Below are 24,250 nucleotides of genomic sequence, written 5' to 3'. Positions count from 1 at the left end.
GCGGACAGCCGCGGGAGGGGCCCGTTCCGGCGCGGAACGGGCCCCTCCCGCGTCCTGGCCCGGCGGTTCCTAGGCGTCCGGCGCGCCCCAGGTGCGGGCGCGCAGCGGCATCCCCGAGGCACCGGAGTCGGGGGTCTTCACCGCGAGCACCTGGTTGACGCCGATGCGGTTGCGTTCGAAGGCGAGCGCGGAGGCCGCCATGTACAGCTGCCAGACGCGGGCGCGGCCGGGGCTGGTGAGCCGTACGGCACGGTCCCAGTGCTGCTCCAGGTTGGCGACCCAGCGGCGCAGGGTGAGCGCGTAGTGCTCGCGGATCGACTCCACGTCGCGCACCTCGAACCCGGCGCGCTCCAGCTGCGTGACGGTGGTGCCGACGGGCGCGAGTTCGCCGTCCGGGAAGACGTAGGCGTCGATGAACTCGTCCACCCGGTACGTCGACTCGTCGCGCTGCGGGCGGCGGCCGATCTGATGGTTGAGCAGCCGACCGCCCGGCTTGAGCAGGGCGTGGAGGTCGGCGGCGTACTCCAGATAGCGTTCGGCGCCGACGTGTTCGGCCATGCCGATGGAGGAGATGGCGTCGTACGGTCCGTCGCTCACGTCCCGGTAGTCCTGGACGCGGATCTCCACCCGGTCGGTCAGCCCCTCGTCGGCGACGCGCTTCCTGGCGTAGGCCGCCTGCTCCTGGGAGAGGGTGACGCCGACGACGCTCACGCCGTGCTCGCGGGCCGCGTGGACGGCCATGGAGCCCCAGCCGCAGCCGACGTCGAGCAGGCGCCGGCCGGGCTTCAGGTCCAGCTTGCGGGAGACGAGTTCGAGCTTGTCGTGCTGCGCCTGTTCGAGGGTGGCGCCGGGCTCGGGGGCCGGCCAGTAGGCGCAGGAGTAGACCATGGACGGGCCGAGGACGAGCTCGTAGAAGTCGTTGCCGACGTCGTAGTGGTGGCTGATGGCGCGCTTGTCGGTGCGCTTGGTGTGCAGGTGGCCGGGGCGGCGGACCTCCTCGGCGGGCGGGGCGGGCGGCAGCGGCGGGCCCGCCATCCTCACCAGGCCCGCGACCGCGGAGCGTACCGACGGGTCGCGCAGGGCGGCGGCCAGGCCGCGGCTGTCCTCGCCGCGGTCCCAGATCAGCCCGGAGAGCAGGCCGAGGGCGGTGTAGAGGTCGCCGTCCACGGTGAGGTCACCGGCGACCCAGGCGCGGGCCAGGCCCAGTTCGCCGGGCTTGAACAGCAGGCGGCGCAGGGCGCGGCGGTTGCGGACGACGAGCACGGGGGCGCCGGGCGGGCCCGCCTCCGTGCCGTCCCAGGCGCGGATGCGCACCGGGAGCGGTGCTCCCAGCAGCTGTTCGAGGAGTCTTGTGAGCCGCAGCGCGGCGTCGGGCATGGTGCACACCTCCGTGACGGCGAACGCCGGATGTCATCCACCACGTAAACACCGCGAGAGCCCTGGCGCAGTCCCGCACGCGGGTCATGAACGGGCAAAGTAGTTGCAGCGACCACGTATTGGGGGCGGCGCCGGGCGGCCCGGGGCCGGACACGCCGAAGGGGCCGCCCGCACCACGGATGGCGGGCGGCCCCTTCAGTAGAGGGTGTTCGGGCCTGGCGTCAGGACGCCTTGGCCTTCTCCTCGGTCTTCTGCGCGGGGACCGGGGCGGGCTTGGCGGCCTCGTAGAACTCCTCGCGGGGGTTCTCCATGGCGCCCAGCGAGACGACCTCGCGCTTGAGGAACATGCCGAGGGTCCAGTCCGCGAAGATGCGGATCTTCCGGTTCCAGGTCGGCATGGCCAGACCGTGGTAGCCGCGGTGCATGTACCAGGCGAGACGGCCCTTGAGCTTGATCTTCATCTTGCCCATGACGATCATCGCGACGCCCTTGTGCAGGCCGAGGCCCGCGACCGCGCCCTTGTTGGCGTGGCTGTAGTCCTTCTGCCGGAAGCCCCGCATACCGGAGATCACGTTGTCGCCGAGGACCTTGGCCTGGCGCAGCGCGTGCTGGGCGTTCGGCGGGCACCAGGCGTTCTCGTTGCCCGCCTTGCGGCCGACCAGGTCCGGCACCTGGGCGTTGTCGCCCGCGGCCCAGATGTAGTCGGTGCCCTGCACCTGGAGCGTCGGCGCGCAGTCGACGTGACCGCGCGGGCCGAGCGGCAGACCGAAGCGGGACAGCACCGGGTTGGGCTTGACGCCGGCCGTCCACACGATGGTGTTGGAATCGACCTCCAGGCCGTTCTTCAGCACCACGTGGCCGTCGACGCAGGAGTCCATGGAGGTGGAGAGGTAGATCTCCACACCGCGGCTCTCCAGGTGCTCCTTGCCGTACTGGCCGAGCTTGGGGCCGACCTCGGGGAGGATCTTGTCGGCGGCGTCGACCAGGATGAAGCGCATGTCCTCGCGGGACACGTCGGTGTAGTACTTGGCCGCGTCCCGGGCCATGTCCTCGACCTCGCCGATGGTCTCCGCACCGGCGAAGCCGCCGCCGACGAAGACGAAGGTGAGCGCCTTGCGGCGGATCTCCTCGTCGGTGGTCGAGGCGGCCTTGTCGAGCTGTTCGAGGACGTGGTTGCGCAGGCCGATGGACTCCTCGATGCCCTTCATGCCGATGCCCTGCTCGGCGAGGCCGGGGATCGGGAAGGTGCGGGAGACCGCGCCCATGGCGATGACCAGGTAGTCGAACGGCAGCTCGTACGCCTCGCCCACCAGCGGGGCGATCGTGGCAACCTTGCGGTCCTGGTCGATGGTGGTGACCCGGCCGGTGAGGACCTCCGCCTTGGGGAGCACGCGCCGCAAGGGGACGACGACGTGCCGCGGGGAGATGCTGCCGGCGGCGGCTTCGGGGAGGAAGGGCTGGTAGGTCATGTACGACCGGGGGTCGACGACCGTGACGGTCGCCTCTCCGTAGCGCATCTTCTTGAGAATGCGCCGAGCTGCGTACAGGCCTACGTACCCACCGCCTACTACGAGGATCCTGGGACGCTCCGTGGTGCTCATGGCATCGAGTATCCACCTGTTCCCGGGGGGTGCCTCGTGCGCCCCTTCACAAGCTTCGGGAGGGCCTGTGTTAAACTCCGCGCCCCTCGTGACGCAGATCATGATCGTGGAAGCGAACCGATGGGCGACTTGGGACGTTGTCAAGGGCGCGTGAGCTGCCGCTCCGATCCCCGGAAGGCTCCGGAGGGCCGCCGCAGGACCCTCTCACGGGACCCCGTCCGGACACGACCCCGAACACCTTCCGCACCCCGTAAACCCCCTCCACGGGGCCGCCGGAGGGCCCGGATCGCCCTGCCGGACCGAATTCCTTGTGAAGAACTTCACGAAGTTTTCCGACGGCGCGTCATCCGTCCGCCCGGAACCCCCGCCCCGGCCCGCTCATGCGTTGTCGCGCCTGCTCAGCAGAGGTTACCAATGGGTAGGAACGGGGGTGCGCCGGGCCGCCCCGGACGGTGCGCGCGGTGCCCCGGCGGCCTCCGCCGCCGGGACCGCGGTCCAACCGGGCTACGCCACGGACCAGGCGATCCCGTCGAGGATGTCGTGCTCGCTCACCACGACCTCCGTGGCACCGACGCGCTCCATCACGGCCAGCAGGACCAGAGCGCCCGCGCCGATGACGTCGACGCGGCCCGGGTGCAGCGAGGGGATGGCGGCGCGCTCGGCATGGGTGGCGCGGAGCAGCGCACTTGTGATCTCGCGGACCCGGTCCAGGGAGACGCGGGAGTGGTGGATGCGGGCCGAGTCGTAGGCGGGCAGCTCCTGCGCGACGGCCGACACCGTGGTCACCGAACCGGCCAGGCCCACCAGGGTGCGCGCATCGCGCAGCGGCACCGACCGCTCGGCCAGGTCCAGGGCCGCCTCGATGTCGGCCCGTACGGCGGCGATCTGCTCCTCGGTGGGCGGGTCGGTCACCACCCCATCACGGACCAGGTGACGCTCGGTCATCCGCACACAGCCCACGTCCACCGAGCGGGCGGCGCGCACCCGGTCGTCGCCCACGACGAACTCCGTGGAGCCGCCGCCGATGTCCACGACCAGGAACGGGGTGGCCAGATCCGTACGCCCCGCCAGCTCCTTGGTCGCACCCGTGAACGAGAACTCCGCCTCCTGGTCGCCGGAGATCACCTCGGGCTCCACGCCCAGGATGTCCACCACGCCGCGCACGAACTCGTCCCGGTTCTCCGCGTCCCGGGAGGCGGAGGTGGCCACGAACCGCAGCCGCTCGGCGCCGTACTCCTTGATGACCTGCGCGTACTCCCGGCAGGCCGCGAAGGTGCGCGCCAGCGCCTCGGGGGCGAGCCGGCCGGTGCGGTCGACGCCCTGGCCGAGCCGCACGATCGTCATACGCCGGTCGAGGTCGACCAGTTCGCCGGTTTCCGGATTCGCGTCCGCGACGAGCAGACGGATGGAGTTCGTCCCGCAGTCGACGGCGGCCACCCTGGTCATGCGTCCCCCTCCGTGCGGGCCGTGCGGTCCGCGTGATCCGTGCGGTCCGCGTGATCCTCGGGCACGGTCACGCACGGGCCCTTGCGCCACCACTCGGGCAGCATCGCGATGGCCTCGTCGCCCAGCGGGTTCACGCCGGGTCCGGCGGCCAGCGAGTGGGCGACCAGGACGTGCAGGCACTTGACCCGGTCGGGCATGCCGCCCGCGCTCGGAAAGCCCGTCAGCTCCTCGATCTCGTCCCGGCGCCGGATGTAGTCCTCGTGCGCCGCCCGGTAGGCCGCCGCCAGCTCCGGATCGCTCGCCAGCCGCTCGGTCATCTCCTTCATGACGCCGTCGGCCTCCAGCGTGCCGATCGCCGAGGCCGCCCGCGGGCACGTCAGGTAGTACAGCGTCGGGAAGGGCGTGCCGTCGGGCAGCCGGGGGGCCGTCTCCACGACGTCCGGCTGCCCGCACGGGCAGCGGTGCGCGATGGCGCGCAGTCCGCGCGGCGGCCGGCCGAGCTGCTGCCGGAAGGCCGCGACGTCCGCGTCGGTGGGTTCGGTGCGCTCGGTGGGCGGCGGGGGCGTTTCCATGCCTGTGGGGAAGTCTCTCTGTCGGTTCACTGGCGGGCGGCGTCGGACTTGTCGACCCCGTACCAGACGTTGGTGTACCAGGGGCGGCGGGCCGACCCCTGCTCGGCGCGGGACTGCTTGGCCGGGCCCGGGTCGACGACCGTGAAACCGGTCTCGCCGGGCAGTACGTAGTGCAGCCGCTGCCGGATCTGCTGCTGGGCGTAGGCGTCGTCCTGCCAGCGCGCCTTCTGGTCGCGCAACTGCTCGACCCGCTCGCGGGCCTGCTGCTTCTGCCGCCTCAGATCGGCGATGTCGGCGCGCTGGGCGACGTACTGGCGCATCGGGTACGCCAGGGCGACCACCAGCGAGCAGACGACGAGCGCGAGCAGCGCGGCGCGCCCGGTGAGCCGGGAGCGGCGGGCCTGCCGCCGGGTCTGGGAGCGGTAGACCCGGGCCGCGGTCTGCTCACCGAGCAGCCTGAGCCTGGTCGCGGTGGAGAACCGGTCCCGGTCCTTCACGGCCATCGTCGCGCCTCCCGTTCCTGCCCCGCGCATGCCGTCCATGCCCGCTCACACGTGCGTACGTCCCCGGACACGGTACGGGACCGGGTGCGGGGACGTACGGACGACTGGCTCGGCCTCACCTTTTTACGGGCTCGGCCGGCGCGCGGCTCAGCCCTTGAAGCGCGGGAACGCGCTGCGGCCGGCGTACACCGCGGCGTCGTCGAGGATCTCCTCGATGCGCAGCAGCTGGTTGTACTTGGCGACGCGCTCGGAGCGGGCCGGGGCGCCGGTCTTGATCTGGCCGCAGTTGGTGGCGACGGCGAGGTCGGCGATGGTGACGTCCTCGGTCTCGCCGGAGCGGTGCGACATCATGCACTTGAAGCCGTTGCGCTGGGCCAGCTCGACGGCGTCCAGGGTCTCGGTGAGCGAACCGATCTGGTTCACCTTCACCAGCAGGGCGTTGGCGCTGCCCTCCTCGATGCCGCGGGCCAGGCGCTCGGGGTTGGTGACGAACAGGTCGTCACCGACGATCTGGACCTTCTCGCCGAGGCGGTCGGTGAGGACCTTCCAGCCGGCCCAGTCGTCCTCGAACAGCGGGTCCTCGAGGGAGACCAGCGGGTAGGCCGCGACCAGCTCCTCGTAGTACTCCGTCATCTCGGCGGCGGAGCGCTCCTTGCCCTCGAAGAGGTACTTGCCGTCCTTGTAGAACTCGGAGGCGGCGACGTCGAGCGCGAGGGCGATCTGCTCGCCGGGGGTGTAGCCGGCTTCCTTGACCGCTTCCAGGATCAGGTCCAGGGCCTCGCGGTTGGAGCCCAGGTTCGGGGCGAAGCCGCCCTCGTCGCCCAGACCGGTGGCCAGACCCTTGTTCTTCAGGACCTTCTTGAGGGTGTGGTAGACCTCGGCGCCCCAGCGCAGGGCCTCGGAGAAGGACTCCGCGCCGATCGGGGCGATCATGAACTCCTGGATGTCCACGTTGGAGTCGGCGTGCGAGCCGCCGTTCAGGATGTTCATCATCGGCACCGGGAGCAGGTGCGCGTTGGGGCCGCCCAGGTAGCGGAAGAGCGGGAGGTCGGACGCCTCGGAGGCGGCGTGCGCGACGGCGAGGGAGACGCCGAGGATGGCGTTGGCGCCGAGCGAGCCCTTGTTGTCGGTGGCGTCCAGGTCGAACATGGCCTGGTCGATCAGGCGCTGCTCGGTGGCGTCGTAGCCGACGAGCTCCGGGCCGATCTGCTCGATGACGGCGAGGACGGCCTTCTCGACACCCTTGCCCTGGTAACGGTTGGGGTCACCGTCACGCAGCTCGATGGCCTCGAAGGCGCCCGTGGAGGCGCCGGAGGGGACGGCGGCACGACCCGTGCTGCCGTCGTCGAGGCCGACCTCGACCTCGACCGTGGGGTTGCCTCGGGAGTCCAGGATTTCCCGGGCTACGACGACGTCGATGGACGGCACGAGCATCTCCTTCGTGGATGTGACGCTGAAAGTGCGGGGCTTGTGAGCCGTGCGACTAGAGCCTAACCGTCCCGGGCCGCCGACCGGCCGACCGACCGTCCCGTGGACAGAGTGACCGTACACATTGTTTCAGCACGGAACAAAGAAGACGGGAACGGGGGTCCGAACGGAAGGTGAAATGCCCCCGCCCCGGCGCGTACGGGGGAGAACGCGCCGGGGCGGGGAGCCCGTGGGGACGGGGGGGGTGGGGCGGTGGCCGCCGCGCCTTACTTCAGGTGCAGCTGCTGGCCCGGGTAGATGAGGTCGGCGTCGTCGACGATGTCCTTGTTCAGCTGGAAGAGCTTCTCCCAGCCGCCCTGGACGTGGTGGGCGGCGGCGATGGAGCTGAGCGAGTCGCCGACGGTCACCTTGTACTCGCCGTCGCCCTTCTTCACCTTCTTGCCGGTGGGGGTGGTGACGGTCTTCTTCGGCGCCGGGCGGTCGGCGGAGCGGCCCGCGGCCTGCTGCTCGGTGGAGCGGGTCGTGGTGCTGCTCTTCTTCGACGAGGACGACGAAGAGGAGGACGACGACGAAGAGGAGGAAGAAGACGAGGAGGACGAGGAAGAGGAGGACGACGAGGAGCTGCCGCCCGAGTACGCGGCGCCGGACAGGCCCTTGCCGCACACCGGCCAGGCGCCCTTGCCCTGGCCCGCGAGGACCTTCTCGGCGATGGCGATCTGCTGGGACTTGCTGGCCAGGTCGGCGCGCGGGGCGTAGGCGGTGCCACCGAAGGCGGCCCAGGTGGAGTTGGTGAACTGGACGCCGCCGTAGAAGCCGTTGCCGGTGTTGATCGACCAGTTGCCGCCGGACTCGCACTGGGCGACCGCGTCCCACTCGGAGGCGGTGGCGGCGGAGGCGTTGCCGGCCGCCATCAGCGGGCCGGCGACGGCGACGCCGGTGACACCGGCGAGTGCGATGGCGCGAGTGGCCTTGGACGGACGACGGTGCTTGCCCTTGCCGGAAAACAGCATGGAAGGATCCCCTCACCGACGCCTGCGAGGTGAGCTGTCGGGTTCGGGCCGGTTGAGTTGCCCGGCCGTGCCTTCCGAGAGGCACGGCTTCACCCCCAGCCGCTCCGGTCAACTGCCCGGCGCGGCACTTACCTTGGGTCCCCCGCTCCTGCCTGCGGCGCTTGACGCGACGACTGTTCCCGTACGGCCGCTGGCAGGATTCGGCGTTGCGGCAGCCGGGGCTCGCGGTGGCGAGCGGTCATGACCGTAGACAGGTGATCCGCCGGATTTCAAAGACGATCAGGGCTTCTGAGACTCATCCCACACTTTCACCGAATAGGACATACAAGGCGAAGTATGACGCGAACTCCCGCTACTTTTGGGCGTTTTCGGTGGGGACATCCAGGCTCTGACCGGCGACGATGTGGTCCGGGTCGGCCCCGATGGCGCCCTTGTTGGCGTCATAGAGCGTGTGCCACCCGCCGTGCAGGCCGAAGGAGTCGGCGATGGACGTGAGCGAGTCGCCGGTGCGCACGGTGTAGGAGTCGGCGGACGAGGCGTGCGCGCCGCCGCCCCGGGAGGCGTGCCGCCCGCCCGTGGCGTCCGCGGCGCCGTCCGTCGCGCCCTCGTCGGCGCTGCCGCCGCGGTGGCGGCCGCCGGAGCCGAGCGCGCCGGTGTCGACGAGCGCCGAAGAGCCGACGTCCTGGACGTAGTTGTCCGCATCGCCGGAGTTGTCACGATCCTGGTCCCCGGTGCCGGTGCGGGTGCCCGTGGACGAGGTGGCATCGGGCGTGCCGGTGCCGTGAGAGGTGCCGGACCCGGCCGGACCGCCCGTCGTCGCGGGCGAGGAAGGGCCGCCGGACGGTCCGGTGGTGGCGCCGTGCGACGCATCGGTCCCGTGCGAGGATCCGGGCGTTTGGGTGGTGTCCGGCGAAGAGCCGGACGAACCGGATGAGTTGTCGGCGTCCTGGGGCGAGTCGGACAGACCGCCCTCGCCCGTACGAGGCTTCCCGGACGCGTCGGAGCCGCCGGAGTCGCCGCCCTTGCCCGTGGAACCGGAGGTTCCGGACGAGGTGGAGCCCTTGTCGTCCTTGTCTCCCTTGCTCCCCTTATCTCCCTTGTCGCCCTTGCCGTCCTTGTCCGACGAGGTGGATCCGTCCGCGCCGGACGCCGAGGAGTCGCCGCCCACGCCCGTGTCGACGTCGGCCGTACCGGAACTCTTGGTGAGCCCGGCCAGCAGCCCGCAGGTGTGCCAGGCGCCGGGCCCCTTGTCGGCGAGGATCTTCTCGGCCACGGCTATCTGCTGGGAGCGGCTGGCCTGGTCGGCGCTGGCCGCGTAGGAGAGGCCGCCGTACGCCTCCCAGTCGTCCTGGGTGAGCATCAGGCCGCCGTAGTAGCCGTGGCCGTTGTCGGCGCTCCAGGAGCCGCCGGTCTCGCACTGCGCCACCTTGTCCCAGGTGGTGCCGTCGGCGGCGCTGGCGCCGGACGCGGCGACCAGCGGGATGGCGATGGCCGAGCCGGTCACTCCGGCGGCGACGAGGAGGGCCGGAGCCTGGCGGGGGCGACGGTGACGACCGTTCCCGGAGAGCATCTGGAGACCTTTCGCACGACGGCAGTGACGGCGCGGCGGCGGGACGGGAGGGCCCCGGCGTCACGCTGATGGGTGAAAGTATCGGGTGACGATCACTTGTCACAAGTTCATGCCGCGCAGATCACATCAACATCACATAGTTGAACACGCGTCATGTTCACCGCCGTCAGCGCCCGGGAACGGGGCCGTTCCCGGTGGTCGTCCCGGGGGCGGGGGCCGGCCCGGGGGCGGGGGCCGGCCCGGGGGCGGGGGCAGAGGCGGGAACCGGGACGGGGGTGAAGCCGACCGGGAGGGTCCGCAGTCCGCGCATGATGAGCCCGCCGCGCCAGCGCAGTTCGGCCGGTTCCGCGTCGAGGCGGAGGTCGGGCAGCCGGGTCAGCAGGGTGGCCAGCGCGGTCTGCCCCTCCAGGCGGGCGAGCGGGGCGCCCAGGCAGTAGTGGATGCCGTGCCCGTACCCCAGGTGCTGGTTGTCGCCGCGGGCGAGGTCGAGCGTGTCGGGGTGGGAGAACCGCTCCGGGTCGCGGTCGGCGGCGGCCAGCACCACCAGCACCGGATCGCCCGCGGCGATGTCCTGTCCGCCGAGCGTGAGCGCCCGGGTGGCGAACCGCCAGGTGGCCAGCTCCACCGGCCCGTCGTAGCGCAGCAGCTCCTCGACGCCGGTCTCCAGCAGCCCGCTCTCCCCCGCGGCCAGCGACTCCTGGAGCCGCGCCCGCTGACCGGGGTGGGTGAGCAGGGCGTACATGCCGTTGCCGATGAGGTTGACGGTCGTCTCGAAACCGGCGAAGAGAAGGATGAACGCCATCGCGGCGGCCTCGTTCTCCGTGAGGTGCTCGCCGTGGTCAAAGGCGCGGATGAGCCCGGAGATGAGGTCCTCGCCCGGCTCCGGTTCGGCGGGCAGGGCGGCCCGCTTGCGGTGGATCAGCTCGGCCAGATAGCCGCGCATCTTCTTCACCGACCGGGCCACTCCGCCCCGGGGCCCCTTGCCGTGACGGATCATCATGCCCGCCCAGTCCCGGAAGTCGTCCTGGTCCTCGCGCGGGACGCCGAGCAGGTCGCAGATGGCGTAGATGGGCAGCGGGAACGCGAACTCGTGGATGAGGTCGGCGGTGCCGCGCCCGGCGAAGGACGCGATGAGGCCGTCCGCCAGCTCCTGCACGCGCGGCGCGAACTCGGCGACCCTGCGGGGGGTGAACGCCTTGCTGACCAGCCGCCGCAGCCGGGTGTGGTCCGGCGGGTCGATGTTGAGCAGATGCGTCATCAGCTCGGCCTTGCGCTCGCCGGGGATGCCGGTCTTGCCCTTGGCGTGCGCGGGCTCGTCGTGGTGGGCCGGGTTCTTGGAGAGCCGGGGGTCGGCCAGGGCCTGCCGGGCGTCGGCGTACCGGGTGACCAGCCATGCCTCCACTCCGCTGGGCAGCCGGGTGCGGTGCACGGGCGCGTGCTCCCGCAGCCAGGCGTACGCCGGGTACGGATCGCTCGCGAACTCCCAGGTGAACAGGGGCGGCGGGAGATCGGACGGGGTGGAGGAGGCGGCGGGCGGCTGGTCGTGCATGGGGCGACAGTAGCCGCCGGGGGCGGGTGGAGACGGGTGGGGTGGAGGCGGGTGAAGTGGAGACGGGGAGGCCTGGGGTCCGGAAGCCGGTGGCCGGGGCGCGGTCGGCGGCGGGCGGCTGCCGGGGCCGGGCCGGGGGCTCAGGCGGTCTCCTTCTGCTTGATGGCGTCCCGGTACGCTCGGGCCGCCGCTCTCAGGGCCGCCTCCGGGTCGACGCCCTCCGCCTCGGCGCGGGCGGCCAGGGCCAGCAGCTCGTAGCCGATGCCCTCGCCCCGGGGCAGCGGCACGTCCAGACCCGCGGTGCGCACCCGGGACGCCAGCTTCGCCGCGAGGGCCAGGCCCGGCTGGTGGAGGGGGACGCCCTCCGTGACGGAGGTGCGCTGCTTCTCCTCGGCCTTGGTGCGCAGCCAGTGCTCCTTGACCTCCTCCGGGGTCGCGGCCGTCTCCTCGCCGAAGACATGCGGATGGCGGTGGATCAGCTTGGCGACGATCCCGCCCGCCACGTCGTCGACGGAGAACGGCTCCTCCGGGTCCTCCTCGGCGATCCGGGCGTGGAAGACGACCTGGAGCAGGACGTCGCCCAGCTCCTCGCGCAGCTCGTCCCGGTCGCCGTCCTCGATCGCCTCCACCAGCTCGTACGCCTCCTCGATGGCGTACTTGGCCAGGCCCCGGTGGGTCCGCTGCGCCGACCAGGGGCACTCCACGCGGATGCGGTCCATGACCTGGACGAGGTCGAGCAGCCGGGCGCCGGGCAGGTCGTAGGAGGCGGGCAGCAGCTCCAGCTCCGGCATGGAGACGCGACCGGATCCGGCGAGCCGGGCGAGCCCGTCGGTGAGCGCGGGCTCGCCCTCACCGCCTGCGACGACCACCGCCGTACGGCCGCCGGCGCAGGCGGCCACCAGCTCCTCGGCGGTCGGGGACGCCTCGGCCACGGTGATGCCCGCCTCGCGCAGATACGGCAGCTGCGGGTGCGCCGCGTCCGCGCACAGCACCCGGTCGGCGGTGCGCAGCGCCTGCCAGGCGGGCCAGGACAGCAGTCCGGGGGCGACCCGGTGGCTGGTGGTCAGCAGGACGATGCGGCCGGGTGCGGCGGCGCCCGGCTCGGCGGCGGGGGCAGAGGTCGTGTTCACGCTTCGAACGTAACGCACCCCGCCGACGGCCCCGGAAGTTGTCCACAGGCGGTTGTCCACAGGTCCGGGGGCGCACCGGCGCCCGTGCCGCGGCAAGGGCGCCGGTGCGGTCCCGGGATCAGGCCGGCTGCTGGGCGGCGGACGCCGAGACGTCCCGCAGCCACGGGGTCTTCGCGGCGACGCCGCCCTTCCGCACGTCCCAGGCCCCGTAGCGCGGATTCAGGTCGACGCCCAGTTTCCCGGAGGTGGCGGACAGCGCGTTCCAGAACTCGGGGCGGCTGGGGTCCGTGTGCAGCTTCGCCGCCACCTTCTGCGCCTCCACCTGGAGGCGGAGGTTGTCGTCCAGGCGCTGCGGCGGCACCCCGTACTGCTGGAGCCAGGCCGTCTCCAGCGCCTTGGCGCCGCCCGCCTGCTGTTCGAGTCCGGAACGCAGCTGCTGCACCTCGCGCGGGGTGACGGTGACGCCCTCGTCCCGCGCCGTGCGGTCCAGGACCCGGTCGAGCACCATCTGGTGCAGGGTGTCCCGGTTCAGCGTGCCGGTGCGGGCGACGGCCTGCTGGTACTGCGTCTCGTCGGCCACCGCCGCCCGCTGCGCCCGGCGCACCTCGTCCACCCGGCTCTGGAGCTGTGCGACGGTGATCCGCTGCCCGCCCACCACGGCCGCGGCGCCGGGATGCGCCTCGCTGCCGCAGGCGGTGAGGACGGGGGCCGCCGCGACGATCGCGGCGGACAGGGCGAGCGCGGTGCGACGGCGGCGGTGCAAGGGGGCCTCCCTGGGTGGGGATTGTGCGACGGTGCACAAAGTCTTGCGGTGATCGATAGTAGGCAGCGGCCGTGCTCCGGCCAAGCCATTGGACCAACGATTCACCGCCACTTCGGGCACCGTCGCGCCGCTCTCCCCCGGCCGGCGGATCAGCCGGTGATCGCCACCGGGGCGTCCCACGCGTCGCGGTCGACGGTGAGGGTGTAGCCGCGCCGGGTCTCCTTGCTGTTCACCAGGTACTGGTGGGCGCGGCTGTGATCGGTGAACTGCGTCCTGCCCCAGGGCCAGTCCGCGGTGGTGGTCTCCTTCTTGTCCCACAGCGCGTACCAGAGGTTGCCGGGCAGGTCGGTCTTGTCGCTCGCGGTGGCGATCGCCTTGGCGCTGGAGCTGCTGAAGCCGTAGAAGCCCGAGCGGTACGTCTGGGCGCGCAGTTGCTTGCCGAAGGCGCGGACGTAGGCCAGCACCGCGTCGTTGCACGCCTTGTCCGTGACGGCGTACGGCTCCATGTCCAGGTAGACCGGGCTGCCGGCCTTCATCCCGAGGGCCTTCGCCTTGGCCACGGCGTCCTTGGCGTCGGCGGTGCCCAGCGTCCTGGCGTTGGCGGCGGTGAGCTTCTCCGGGTTGGCGCTCTTCTGGCAGGGCGGCTGGGCGCCGACGTAGAGCGGGATGAGCTTCCAGCCCGCGGAGCTGACCGACTTCACCCAGGAGGCGGTGAGGTTGGGCTGGGCGCAGCCGCGGTTCTTGCCGCCGATGTAGACGGCGGCGGCGCCGTAGTAGCCGTCGGTGCGCCACGCCTTCATGGCGTTCAGCGAGGGCGCGGTGCAGGTGTCGAAGGCGCGGCCGGTGTACGTCTTCTGCGCGGGCCAGCTCGTCGCGGCCATCGAGGTCTGCGCCGCGATCCCGCCGCCCGCGACGACGGCGGCCCCCGCCACCGTCCATGTGAGGTATCTGCGCTTCCTGGACTGCCGGTGTCCGGCCATCCCCCACCCCTGTTCTGCGCGCGGGCGCGTAGGTGCCCGGACCGCGCGTGTGTGTCCTGCGGAGCAGAGTACGGGTGCCGTTCCGTGGCTTAATCTTGCCCCCTGTTTCGTGGCCGCCCGATCGCGGCGGATGGGTGGGGGGTTGGGATGGAAAAGCGTCTGGAGGCGGGCTGGGTCCAGCGGATCGCCTGGTCGGTGCTGGTCTGGGGTTCGCTGGGCCTGCTGGTGTGGGTGCCGTTCCTGTATGTGGCGATCCGGCGGCGGCGCGGGTCGGACTGGGCCGCGTTCGCCGCCTTCGCCCTGTACGAGGGGGTGACGGTGACCTGGATGAGCGTCCTGCCCGACCAGGACGACGGCGACGCGGTGCTCGGCATCGTCATCATCCTGTGCCTGCTGGCGGCGACGCTGATGCTGCTCCTCGCGATGTTCGACCGGCGGGCCGCGGGCGCGGCTCCGGCACCGCAGGCGCACGGGGCCGGGGCCTACGGGGCGGTGCCGGGGGGTGCCGCGGCCCCGGGCCCGTACGGGAACCCCTACCGCGGTCCGTACGGGCCCTGAGTCCGCGTCACGCGCGCCCCGGCTCCCGGGGCCGGGGCGCTGGCGCTCACGCGGCCGGGCTCAGCCGCCGCACTGCTTCAGCATCATCTGCTTGTCGGCGGTCGTCACCGGCAGCTTGTACTTCAGGGAGACCTGCGCGAACCGCACGCTGTACGAGCACCGGACGTCCTTGCTCGGCGGCAGCCAGGTCGCCGGGCCTGAGTCGCTCTTGGAGGAGTTGGCCGGGCCGTCGGCCGGGATGAGGTTGAGCGGGTCGTTGGCGATCTGCTCGCGCTTGTCCTTCGTCCAGTGCGCGGCGCCCATCTGCCAGTCGTAGGACAGCGGCATCACATGGTCGATCTGGACGGTGGTGGCGTGCGCCTTGGTCCACTGGATGGTCTTGCCCGTGTACGGGTCGTGCAGGGTCATGGAGACGACCACGCAGTTGGAGCCCTTGCGGTAGCTGAGGTTCTGGCCGTCGCGCTTGAGCAGGTCGTTGCGCGTGTCGCAGCCGTTGTGCGACCAGGGGACGCCGTCGGCCGTGTCCATCCAGGCGTACCCGAACTTGTCGCGGGAGTAGCCGGTCTTCGGGCCGCGGCCCTTCGTCGTCACGGTCTGGATGAGCTTGCGGGCCGCGGCCCGGTCGCTGTCGCTGGTCAGCGGCGCCAGGCCCGGCTTGGTCCCGTCCGGGTTGGCCAGCGGGCTGACGGAGTGTCCGTCCGATGACGGGGCCGGGGCCGCCGGTGCGCCGCTGCGCGTGGCGGGCCCGGCGCTGTGCGCGTCGTCGCTCTTGCAGCCGGCGACGAAGGTGAGGGCCGCGACGGCGCACACCGCCGCGCCACCGCGCACGAGCGGACGGGATATCGCCCGGCCCGCTCCCCTCCGACCGGCTTCCCGACACACCTCTACGCCCATGGGCCCTCCCCTTGCCTTGTCCTGCGCGGCCCGCCCCTGGTCCGTGCGGGCCTGACTTGTCTGTGCCCAACGTAACCAGGAAGATGTGCGCCCCACTTGGGGCGCACAGAGGCAAAAGGAGCAGATGGGGCGTATCGCGTGTTACGACCCGAGCACGGAGGTCAGGAACTCGCCCACCCAGGCCAGCAGTTCCCGGCCGACCAGCGGCTTGCCGCCGACCTTCGCGGTCTTCGGGCGCGGGACGAGCACCTGGTGGGCGGCCGGTTTGAGCAGCGCGCCCGGGTAGAGCCGCTTCAGCCGCAGCTCCTGGGACTCGCGCAGTTCCACCGGCGCGAAGCGGATGTTGGCGCCCTGGAGCACGATCTCACCGACCCCGCAGGCGCGGGCGAACATCCGCAGCCCGGCCACCAGCAGCAGGTTCTCCACCGGCTCGGGCAGCTTGCCGTAACGGTCGGTCAGCTCCTCGCGGACGGCCTTGATGTCCTCCTCCGTATCGGCCGAGGCGATGGCCCGGTACGCCTGGAGGCGCAGCCGCTCGCCGGGCGCGTAGTCATGCGGGACGTGCGCGTCGACCGGGAGCTCGATCTTGACCTCCAGCGGCGCCTCCTCCTCGGTCTCACCGGTCTCCAGCTGCCGCCGGTAGTCCGCCACCGCCTCCCCGACCATCCGCACGTACAGGTCGAAGCCGACGCCCGCGATATGGCCGGACTGCTCGCCGCCCAGCAGGTTTCCGGCGCCGCGGATCTCCAGGTCCTTCATCGCCACGTACATGCCCGCGCCCATCTCGGTGTGCTGGGCGATGGTGGCCAGCCGCTCGTGCGCGGTCTCGGTGAGCGGCTTCTCCGGCGGGTAGAGGAAGTAGGCGTAGCCGCGCTCGCGGCCGCGGCCCACCCGGCCGCGCAGCTGGTGCAGCTGGGAGAGGCCGAAGTTGTCGCCGCGCTCCACGATCAGGGTGTTGGCGTTGGAGATGTCGATGCCGGACTCGACGATCGTCGTGGAGACCAGCACGTCGAACCGCTTCTCCCAGAAGTCCACCACGACCTGCTCCAGGGCCTGTTCGGACATCTGGCCGTGGGCGGTGGCGATCCGCGCCTCGGGGACGATCTCGCGCAGCCGGGCGGCGGCCCGGTCGATGGACTCCACCCGGTTGTGGATGTAGAAGACCTGGCCCTCGCGCAGCAGTTCGCGGCGGACGGCCGCGCCGATCTGCTTCTCCTCGTACGGCCCGACGAAGGTCAGCACCGGGTGGCGCTCCTCGGGCGGGGTGGTGATCGTGGACATCTCGCGGATGCCGGTGACCGCCATCTCCAGGGTGCGCGGGATCGGGGTCGCGGACATCGTCAGCACGTCGACGTTGGCGCGCAGCTTCTTCAGCTGCTCCTTGTGCTCGACGCCGAAGCGCTGCTCCTCGTCGACGATGACCAGGCCCAGGTCCTTGAACTTGGTCTCGGAGGCGAACAGCCGGTGGGTGCCGATGACGACGTCGACCGAGCCCTCGCGCAGCCCTTCGAGGACCGCCTTCGCCTCGGTGTCGGTCTGGAAGCGGGAGAGCGCCTTCACCTTCACCGGGAACTGCGCGTAGCGCTCGGAGAAGGTGCCGAAGTGCTGCTGGACCAGCAGGGTGGTGGGGACCAGGACCGCGACCTGCTTGCCGTCCTGGACGGCCTTGAAGGCGGCGCGGACCGCGATCTCCGTCTTGCCGTACCCCACGTCGCCGCAGATCAGGCGGTCCATCGGGACCGACTTCTCCATGTCCTCCTTGACCTCGGCGATGGTGGTCAGCTGGTCGGGCGTCTCCGCGTACGGGAAGGCGTCCTCCAGCTCGCGCTGCCAGGGCGTGTCGGTGCCGAAGGAGTGCCCGGGGGCCGCCATCCGGGCGGAGTACAGCTTGATCAGGTCGGCGGCGATCTCCTTGACCGCCTTCTTCACGCGCGCCTTGGTCTTGGTCCAGTCGGCGCCGCCGAGCCGGTGCAGCGTGGGGGCCTCGCCGCCGACGTACTTGGTGATCTGCTCCAGCTGGTCGGTGGGGATGTAGAGGCGGTCGCCGGGCTGGCCGCGCTTGGCCGGGGCGTACTCGACCACCAGATACTCGCGGGTGGCGCCCTGCACGGTGCGCTGCACCATCTCGATGTAGCGGCCCACGCCGTGCTGCTCGTGCACGATGTAGTCGCCCGCCTCCAGGGTGAGCGGGTCGATGGTCTTGCGGCGGCGGGCCGGCATCCGGGCGCCGTCCCGGCCGGCGGTGCGCTGTCCGGACAGGTCGGTCTCGGTGAGCACGGCCAGCTTCAGGCCGGGGTCGAGGAAGCCGTGGTCGATGCAGCCGCACGCCACGTGCACCACGGACGGGGACACCGCGCCGAGGTCCGTGTCCAGGCGGGCGGCGATGCCCTCGCCGCCCAGCACCTCCACCGTGCGGGCGGCCGGGCCGTGGCCCTCGGTGACGAAGACGGTGCGCCAGCCCTCGGCGAGCCAGCCCTTGGTGTCGGCGAGCGCCTTGGCGGTGTCGCCGCGGTAGGTGTCGGGCGCGTGCATGCCCAGCTTGAGGGTGTCGCCGTCGCCCTCGGCGTCGTAGGCGCTCTCGTCGGCCGCGAACGGCGAGACGGACCACCACATCATGTCCAGCTCGCGCGCCCGGTCCCGGACGTCGGCGAGGGACCACAGGGAGGCCGCGCCGACGTCGATGGGGGCCTCGCCGCCGCCCGCGGTGGCCGCCCAGGACGCCTGGAGGAACTCCTGCGAGGTGGCCACCAGGTCGAAGGCGCGGGTGCGCACCCGCTCCGGGTCGCACACCACGGCCATGGCGCCCTTGGGCAGCACGTCCAGCAGCAGCTCCATGTCGTCCACGAGGACCGGGGCGAGCGACTCCATGCCCTCGACCGCGATGCCCTCGGCGATCTTGCCGAGCAGCTCGCCCAGCTCAGGGTGGCGCTCGGCCAGGGCACGCGCGCGGGTGCGGACGTCCTCGGTGAGCAGCAGCTCGCGGCAGGGCGGGGCCCACAGGCCGTGTTCGGCGACCTCCAGGGAGCGCTGGTCGGCGACCTTGAAGTAGCGGATCTCCTCGACGTCGTCGCCCCAGAACTCGATGCGCAGGGGGTGTTCCTCGGTGGGCGGGAAGACGTCGAGGATGCCGCCGCGCACGGCGAACTCGCCGCGCTTCTCGACCAGCTCCACGCGCGCGTACGCGGCGGCGGCCAGGGCTTCCACCACCGCGTTCAGGTCGGCGCTCTCGCCGGTGCGCAGGGCGACGGGCTCCAGGTCGCCCAGGCCCTTGACCTGCGGCTGGAGCACCGAGCGCACGGGGGCGACGACGACGGAGACCGGGCCGGTCCCGGGGTCGTCGGGCCGCGGGTGCGCCAGGCGGCGCAGCACGGCCAGGCGGCGGCCCACGGTGTCGCTGCGCGGGCTGAGCCGCTCGTGCGGCAGCGTCTCCCAGGAGGGGTACTCCGCGACGCCCTCTTCCGGAAGCAGCGAGCGCAGGGCGGCCGCCAGGTCCTCGGCCTCGCGGCCGGTCGCCGTCACCGCGAGCACCGGGCGGCCGGACTCGCGGGCCAGCGCGGCGATCGCCAGGGGGCGGGCCGCGGGCGGGCCGACGAGGTCGACGTGCGGGCGATTGCCGTCCGTGGCCGCGGTGATCGCTTCCGCGAGGGCGGGGTCCTTGACGACGGCGTCGAGCAGACCGTGCAGGCTCATGGAGGGGCTTTCCGTCCTGGGGTGGGCAACACGAAGGGCCCGGCTCGGGGGACGGGCCGGGGATTCCTTCAGCGTACGTCGCCGGGGCGGGGGCGGTCGGGCCTGTGGACAACGTGGCGGATATCGAACGGGTGTATGACACGAGCACCGGGCGTACGACACGGACGGGGTCCGCGGGCGGCGGGCGCACGCACCCGGGGGCGGGAAGCCCCCATGGCTTCCCGCCCCCGGGCGGCTCTCCCCGTGACCCCCGTGCACGAGGGGTCCGGTGCGCGGCCGTCAGGATCCGTGTCCGTCCTGGTCGGTCGCGGTCATCCGCAGTCGTCCTAGTCGGTCGCGATCGCGTTGAGCACGTTCATCCGGCCCGCCCGGAAGGCGGGGACCAGCGCGGCGAACAGGCCCACGAAGGCCGAGCCGACGAAGACTGCGATGATCGTCGGCCAGGGGATGTCCAGCACGCCCAGGCCCTCCAGGGCCAGCAGCTTCTGGGCGGTGGCGCCCCAGCCCATGCCCAGGCCCAGGCCGAGCAGCGCGCCGAACAGGGCGATGACCACGGACTCCATGCGGATCATGCGCCGCAGCTGCCGGCGGGACAGGCCGATCGCCCGCATCAGGCCGATCTCCCGGGTCCGCTCGACCACGGAGAGGGCGAGGGTGTTCACCACGCCCAGCACCGCGACGATGATCGCGAGGGCGAGCAGGCCGTAGACCATGTTCAGCAGCTGGCCGATCTGGTCCTTCAGCTCCTGCTTGTAGTCGGTCTGGTCGCGCACCTGGTACTGCGGGTACTGCTCCAGGGACTTCTTCAGGGCGGCGTACGCCTGCGTCTCCTTGCCGTCCTCGGCCTTGGCGAACATGATCATGTTCGGCGGGACGCGGTCCGCGGGGACGTACTTCTCCATGGTGGCGATGGACAGGTAGCGGGCGCCCTGGTCGATGGCGGTGTCGTCGCTGGTGATCGCGGCGACCTTCAGCCGGGCCGTCTTCCCGCCCTTGAAGGCGACGGTGAGGGTGTCGCCGACGTGGACGTGGTGCTTGTCGGCGTAGTCGGAGCCGACCGACATGGCGCCGGGGGCGTAGGCGTCCTTCAGGGTGCCCGCGGTGACCGGGCGGCGCAGGTCGTCGGCGTAGGACGGGTCGGCGGCCGTGACACCGCCGGTGTCGGTCCTGCCGTCGGGCGAGGTCAGGGTGGCGTCGAGGTCCTTGTAGCGGGTGACGTGCGCCAGGCCGGGCGACTGCCGCATGGCCTGCTCCGCCTGCGGGACGATGCGCTGGTTGCCCTGCACGATGAAGTCCGCGCCGACCGACTTGTCCAACTGGTCGGTGGCCGAGGCCACCATCGAGGAGCCGACCACCGACAGGCAGGCGACCAGGGCGAGGCCGATCATCAGGGCGGCGCCGGTGGCGCCGGTGCGGCGCGGGTTGCGCAGCGCGTTGCGCTCGGCCATGCGGCCCACCGGACCGAAGGCCCGCAGCAGCACCGCGCTGATCACCCGGACCACCCCGCCCGCCAGCAGCGGGCCGATCACGACGAAGCCGATCAGGGTGAGGACCACGCCGAGACCGAGGACGGCCGAGCCGTCGCTCGCCTTGTCCGCGGTGGCCGCCGCGTACAGGGAGGCCGTACCGGCGCCGGTGAGGACCAGGCCGATCGCCGCGCGCACCCAGCCGGCCCGGCCGTCGGCCGGGGTGCCGGCGTCGCGCAGGGCGGCCATCGGGGAGATCTTGCCGGCGCGGCGGGCCGGCAGATAGGCGGCCAGGACGGTGACGACGACACCGAGGACGAGACCGGCCACCGGGGTGGTCGCCTTGATCGTCAGGTCCTTGGTGGACAGGTCCATGCCCGCCGCGCCCATCAGCTTCATCAGGCCGATCGCGATGCCGACGCCCGCGCCGACGCCGAGCACCGAGCCGACGAAGCCCAGCAGCAGCGCCTCGACCAGCACCGACCGGTTGACCTGCTTGCGGGAGGAGCCGATGGCCCGCATCAGGCCGATCTCCCGGGTGCGCTGGGCGACCAGCATGCTGAAGGTGTTGATGATCAGGAAGATGCCGACCAGGAAGGCGATCCCGGCGAAGCCGAGCATGGCGTACTTGATGACGTCCATGAACGACCCGACGTCCTTGCGGTTCTCGTCGGCGTTCTCCTTGGCGGTCTGGATCTTGTACGCGCCGGCCTTCGCCCCGGCTGCCGCGGCCAGGGTCCGCGTCACGTTCTGCTTGAGCTGCTCGTCCGAGACGCCGGGGGCGGCGGTGACTGAGATCTGGGTGAACCGGCCGGTCGTGCCGAGCAGTCCGCGCTGGGCGGTGGCGGTGTCGAAGTAGACGACGGAGGCGCCCGGGTTGGTCACCTTGAAGGTGGCGACGCCGACGACGCGTGCCGTGAGGTCGCCGGTCTGCGCGATGGTGCGCAGCTCGTCGCCGAGCTTCAGGTCGTGCTTGTCGGCGGTGTCGGCGTCCACCAGCATCTCGCCCGGCCCGTGCGGGGCGTGGCCGGAGGTGATCTCCATCGACCGCAGGCCGGCGGAGGTCCAGTTGCCCGCGATGGTCGGGGCGCCGTTGGAGGAGCCCATGTTCTTGTTGTGCCGGTCGACGACCGTCACGTTCGGCGAACTGACGCCGCCCTCGACCGACTTGACGCCCTCGGCCTGCCGGACCCGGTCCAGGGTGGCGGCCGGCAGCGTCTCGGGGACGCCGTTCTGCGGGGTGTCGCTGTTCTTGGCGGCCTTCGGCGCGACGGTCACGTCGGACGCGGTCACCGCGAACAGCTTGTCGAAGGTGGTGTTCATGGTGTCGGTGAACACCAGCGTCCCGCAGACGAAGGCCACCGAGAGGAGCACCGCGACCGCGGAGAGGGCCATCCGGCCCTTGTGCGCGAAGAAGTTGCGCAGGGAGGTTCTCAGGACGGTCATGACGTACGCCCCCGGGCGTCGAAGTCCTTCATGCGGTCCAGGACCTGCTCGGCCGTCGGCTGGTACATCTCGTCGACGATCCGGCCGTCGGCGAGGTACAGCACCCGGTCGGCGTAGGAGGCGGCCACCGGGTCGTGCGTGACCATCACGATGGTCTGGCCCAGCTCGTCGACCGAGCGGCGCAGGAAGCCCAGCACCTCGGCGCCCGCCCGCGAGTCCAGGTTGCCGGTCGGCTCGTCACCGAAGATGATCTCCGGCCGGGCCGCCAGCGCGCGGGCCACGGCGACGCGCTGCTGCTGGCCGCCGGAGAGCTGGTTGGGCCGGTGCTTGAGCCGCCCGGCCAGGCCCACGGTCTCCACCACCCGGTCCAGCCAGGCCCGGTCCGGCTTGCGGCCGGCTATGTCCATGGGGAGGGTGATGTTCTCCAGCGCGCTCAGCGTCGGCAGCAGGTTGAACGCCTGGAAGATGAAGCCGATCCGGTCCCGGCGCAGCTGGGTGAGCTTCTTGTCCTTCAGACCGGTGATCTCGGTCTCGTCCAGGTAGATCTGACCGCCCGACACGGTGTCGAGACCGGCGAGGCAGTGCATCAGCGTGGACTTGCCGGACCCCGAGGGGCCCATGATCGCGGTGAACTGGCCGCGGGCGATGTCCACGTCGACGTGGTCGAGGGCGACGACCCGGGTCTCCCCGGAGCCGTACGCCTTGACGACCTGCCGCGCCCGTGCGGCGACGGCCGTCGGCCTTCCAGTGCCCCCGTGCCTGGGAATGGTCACAGCCGTTGTCACGGTAAATCTCCTATGTCGGTCCTGCTGCGGGCGGAGCGGTGCCCCGCGCGGGGTGAACCGCGGTGGCGGTATCGGTGCTCGGGTGGCGGTGCTCGGGTACGGGGACGAGTCTGCTGTGCGCGGGCCCCCGGGCGCGCTGGTGCTCAGCGCAGTCTTCCGCTGGGGAAAACCCCACCCCCCTCGGTGCGGTCCACCGCCCCCCAGCGGCGTAAAGCCAGACTAAGGACGGCTCGCGGCCATCTCGTCCTCCGCCGGTACGAGCCCTCCCCGACCCCGAGTACGGAGCTACCCCTAGGGGCCGTCCCCCGGCAGGCGGAGACCGTCTCAGGGTTGTCTCCACCCGTCGGCCCACCGAGCCTCCACCCTCCCGCCGCGTGAGGGGCAAGCCGCCGCCCCGCGCCGCCCGTGCGGGACGGGCCTCCTACTCCACCCGTGCCCGGCCGGTCAGCGTGGTGATGTCGCTCTGCACGGTGTCCATCTGGGCCCTGACGCCGTCCCAGAGTTCACCGTGTTCGCGCAGCACCCGCTCCGTCTCCCGGGCGATCCGCTCCGCGCTCAGCCGGGCGGCGTCCAGCACCTCGGCGGCCCGCGCCCGCGCCTCCCCCGGCGCCCGGCGGGCGGCGTCCTGAGCCTCCGTCAGCGCCCGCTCCGCCACGGCGAGCGCCGCTTCGGCGGCCGACAGCCGCCGGGTGTGGTCCGCCTCCAGCGCCGCCCGCCGCGCGTTCTCCTCCCGCTCGGCCGCGGCCAGCCGGACCGTGTGCTCGCGGGCCTGTCCGGCGAGCGCCCCCTCGGCGCCGCGGCGCGCCTCGCGCAGCGCGGCCAGCGCCTGGCCGCGGGTCTGCTTCACCTCGCGGCGGACCGCGATGCGCAGCGCGTCCGCCTCGGCCCGCGCCGCCTCGGTCCGCCGCCGGGCCTCCTCCTCCGCCGCCCCGCACACCGCGTCGGCGTACGCCCGCGCGTCCTGGAGCAGGCCGTCGGCGTACGCCCGCGCCGCCTCGTACTGCTCGCGCGCCTCCCGGAGGGCGCGTTCGCGCACCGCCCGCGCCTCCTGCTGCCCGTGCTCGTGCAGGCTCCGGGCGCCCTCGCCGAGCGAGGCGTAGGTCTGCTCGCCGAGCCCGGCGGCCCGCTCGCGCAGGGCCGCCAGCTCCGCCTCCATGTTCCGGGCCAGGACCGTCAGCCGCGCCGCGCGCTCCCAGGCCGCGTCCCGGTCGGCGAAGAGGGCGTCCACCTGGGTGTTCACCTGATCGGGGCGGTAGCAGCGCCCCCGTACGACCGCGAAGCCGTGGAGCGAGACCGATGACGCCGTGCTGCCCATCCTGAACCCCTCTCCGTCGTGCACCGCCGGACACCGCCGAATGGATGCGACACGATGATTGCGGGCACATCCTCAGCTATAGGGACGAGATGTTCATAACGCGACACTCCGGGTGCGGGTCCGGTCAGGAGTGAACGAAAGAGGGCCGGGCCCGGTCACGCGACCGG

18 protein-coding genes and 1 riboswitch are annotated in these 24,250 nt (G+C 72.2%); of the genes, 1 reads left to right on the top strand and 17 read right to left on the bottom strand.

Annotation, left to right across the window (positions count from 1 at the left end):
* Positions 1-69: 69 nt before the first annotated feature.
* The 12 genes from B086_RS0113485 to B086_RS0113430 all read right to left on the bottom strand — a co-directional run bounded on the left by B086_RS0113485 (position 70) and on the right by B086_RS0113430 (position 13,929).
* The gene (locus tag B086_RS0113485; RefSeq protein ID WP_018566942.1) at positions 70-1,377 is read right to left on the bottom strand and encodes an SAM-dependent methyltransferase; all 1,308 of its coding nucleotides are present in this window, start codon (positions 1,375-1,377) and stop codon (positions 70-72) included.
* Between the two features lie 221 nt (positions 1,378-1,598).
* Complete coding sequence (locus tag B086_RS0113480) at positions 1,599-2,978, bottom strand: NAD(P)/FAD-dependent oxidoreductase (RefSeq protein WP_078531079.1); 1,380 nt, start codon at positions 2,976-2,978, stop codon at positions 1,599-1,601.
* Positions 2,979-3,482: 504 nt separating this feature from the next.
* A complete protein-coding gene (locus B086_RS0113475; protein WP_018566940.1) occupies positions 3,483-4,424 on the bottom strand; it encodes a Ppx/GppA phosphatase family protein in 942 nt (313 codons plus the stop codon).
* On the bottom strand, positions 4,421-4,996 hold the full coding sequence (locus B086_RS0113470) for a DUF501 domain-containing protein (protein ID WP_018566939.1): 576 nt from the start codon (positions 4,994-4,996) through the stop codon (positions 4,421-4,423). The genes B086_RS0113475 and B086_RS0113470 overlap by 4 nt, the downstream gene beginning before the upstream one ends.
* A gap of 26 nt (positions 4,997-5,022) precedes the next feature.
* On the bottom strand, positions 5,023-5,499 hold the full coding sequence (locus tag B086_RS0113465) for an FtsB family cell division protein (RefSeq protein ID WP_018566938.1): 477 nt from the start codon (positions 5,497-5,499) through the stop codon (positions 5,023-5,025).
* A gap of 147 nt (positions 5,500-5,646) precedes the next feature.
* The gene (eno, locus tag B086_RS0113460; protein ID WP_199785692.1) at positions 5,647-6,927 is read right to left on the bottom strand and encodes a phosphopyruvate hydratase; all 1,281 of its coding nucleotides are present in this window, start codon (positions 6,925-6,927) and stop codon (positions 5,647-5,649) included.
* Between the two features lie 266 nt (positions 6,928-7,193).
* Positions 7,194-7,937 (bottom strand): transglycosylase family protein, encoded by a 744-nt coding sequence (locus B086_RS0113455; protein ID WP_018566936.1) that lies wholly within the window; start codon positions 7,935-7,937, stop codon positions 7,194-7,196.
* A gap of 4 nt (positions 7,938-7,941) precedes the next feature.
* Positions 7,942-8,107: riboswitch (cyclic di-AMP (ydaO/yuaA leader) on the bottom strand.
* Positions 8,108-8,289: 182 nt separating this feature from the next.
* The gene (locus tag B086_RS0113450; protein WP_018566935.1) at positions 8,290-9,507 is read right to left on the bottom strand and encodes a transglycosylase family protein; all 1,218 of its coding nucleotides are present in this window, start codon (positions 9,505-9,507) and stop codon (positions 8,290-8,292) included.
* A 166-nt stretch (positions 9,508-9,673) separates the two neighbouring features.
* Positions 9,674-11,056: a cytochrome P450 family protein gene (locus B086_RS0113445; protein WP_018566934.1), complete on the bottom strand. Its 1,383-nt coding sequence runs from the start codon at positions 11,054-11,056 to the stop codon at positions 9,674-9,676.
* Between the two features lie 140 nt (positions 11,057-11,196).
* On the bottom strand, positions 11,197-12,186 hold the full coding sequence (locus B086_RS0113440; protein WP_018566933.1) for a nucleoside triphosphate pyrophosphohydrolase: 990 nt from the start codon (positions 12,184-12,186) through the stop codon (positions 11,197-11,199).
* A 118-nt stretch (positions 12,187-12,304) separates the two neighbouring features.
* Positions 12,305-12,949 carry a SurA N-terminal domain-containing protein gene (locus B086_RS0113435; protein WP_018566932.1) on the bottom strand — a complete coding sequence of 215 codons (645 nt, stop codon included), beginning with the start codon at positions 12,947-12,949 and terminating at the stop codon, positions 12,305-12,307.
* Positions 12,950-13,098: 149 nt separating this feature from the next.
* Entirely contained in the window at positions 13,099-13,929 is an 831-nt protein-coding gene (locus tag B086_RS0113430) for a glycoside hydrolase domain-containing protein (protein WP_026252388.1), read from the bottom strand.
* 147 nt (positions 13,930-14,076) lie between these two features.
* Between B086_RS0113430 and B086_RS0113425 the strand changes: the two genes are divergently transcribed.
* Positions 14,077-14,487 carry a hypothetical protein gene (locus tag B086_RS0113425; protein WP_018566930.1) on the top strand — a complete coding sequence of 137 codons (411 nt, stop codon included), beginning with the start codon at positions 14,077-14,079 and terminating at the stop codon, positions 14,485-14,487.
* Between the two features lie 60 nt (positions 14,488-14,547).
* Here B086_RS0113425 and B086_RS0113420 read toward each other — a convergent pair whose 3' ends face one another.
* From B086_RS0113420 to B086_RS0113400, 5 genes are all read right to left on the bottom strand, one after another.
* A complete protein-coding gene (locus B086_RS0113420; RefSeq protein WP_026252387.1) occupies positions 14,548-15,330 on the bottom strand; it encodes an HNH endonuclease family protein in 783 nt (260 codons plus the stop codon).
* 192 nt (positions 15,331-15,522) lie between these two features.
* Positions 15,523-19,071, bottom strand: coding sequence for a transcription-repair coupling factor (mfd, locus tag B086_RS0113415; protein ID WP_018566928.1), 3,549 nt, complete (start codon positions 19,069-19,071; stop codon positions 15,523-15,525).
* 326 nt (positions 19,072-19,397) lie between these two features.
* Complete coding sequence (locus B086_RS0113410; RefSeq protein WP_018566927.1) at positions 19,398-21,983, bottom strand: ABC transporter permease; 2,586 nt, start codon at positions 21,981-21,983, stop codon at positions 19,398-19,400.
* The gene (locus B086_RS0113405) at positions 21,980-22,768 is read right to left on the bottom strand and encodes an ABC transporter ATP-binding protein (protein WP_026252386.1); all 789 of its coding nucleotides are present in this window, start codon (positions 22,766-22,768) and stop codon (positions 21,980-21,982) included. The genes B086_RS0113410 and B086_RS0113405 overlap by 4 nt, the downstream gene beginning before the upstream one ends.
* Before the next feature lie 421 nt (positions 22,769-23,189).
* Entirely contained in the window at positions 23,190-24,083 is an 894-nt protein-coding gene (locus B086_RS0113400) for a hypothetical protein (protein WP_018566925.1), read from the bottom strand.
* Positions 24,084-24,250: the final 167 nt, after the last annotated feature.

Source organism: Streptomyces sp. PsTaAH-124 (assembly GCF_000373685.1).
GTDB lineage: Bacteria > Actinomycetota > Actinomycetes > Streptomycetales > Streptomycetaceae > Streptomyces > Streptomyces andamanensis.
The sequence above is the reverse complement of the archived record's forward strand: the minus strand, read 5'-3'. Positions and strand labels throughout refer to the sequence as shown.